The organism is Pseudomonas sp. 32_A (genome assembly GCF_017490905.1).
GTDB lineage: Bacteria > Pseudomonadota > Gammaproteobacteria > Pseudomonadales > Pseudomonadaceae > Aquipseudomonas > Aquipseudomonas inefficax.
In genome coordinates, this window is the sequence record NZ_JAFGYI010000476.1 from 1 (window position 1) to 246 (window position 246).

General features: G+C 66.3%; 1 protein-coding gene. It reads left to right on the forward strand.

The genetic code is table 11. The features are described from left to right. Positions 1-246 (forward strand): LysE family transporter (locus tag J5M58_RS28205; RefSeq protein ID WP_243432579.1); only part of this gene is annotated, 246 nt, incomplete at both ends.

Sequence of the window (246 nt, forward strand, 5' to 3'; positions counted from 1 at the left end):
GCCTCGCTGCTGTGGTTCTCGACCCTGGCGATCGGCGCGGCCTGGCTGGCGCCGTGGCTGGCCCGGCCGGCGACCTGGCGCATGCTCGACCTGATGGTGGCGGTGATGATGTTTGCGGTGGCGGCGCTCGATCTCACAGGCAACACAAACACTCCGGCGAACGCCACCGGTCAGTACGCCCCAACCGCTCTGGAACCTCTATTCCCTATCTTTGTTGCGTGGTTATGCGCCGGGCCCGGTGCTATG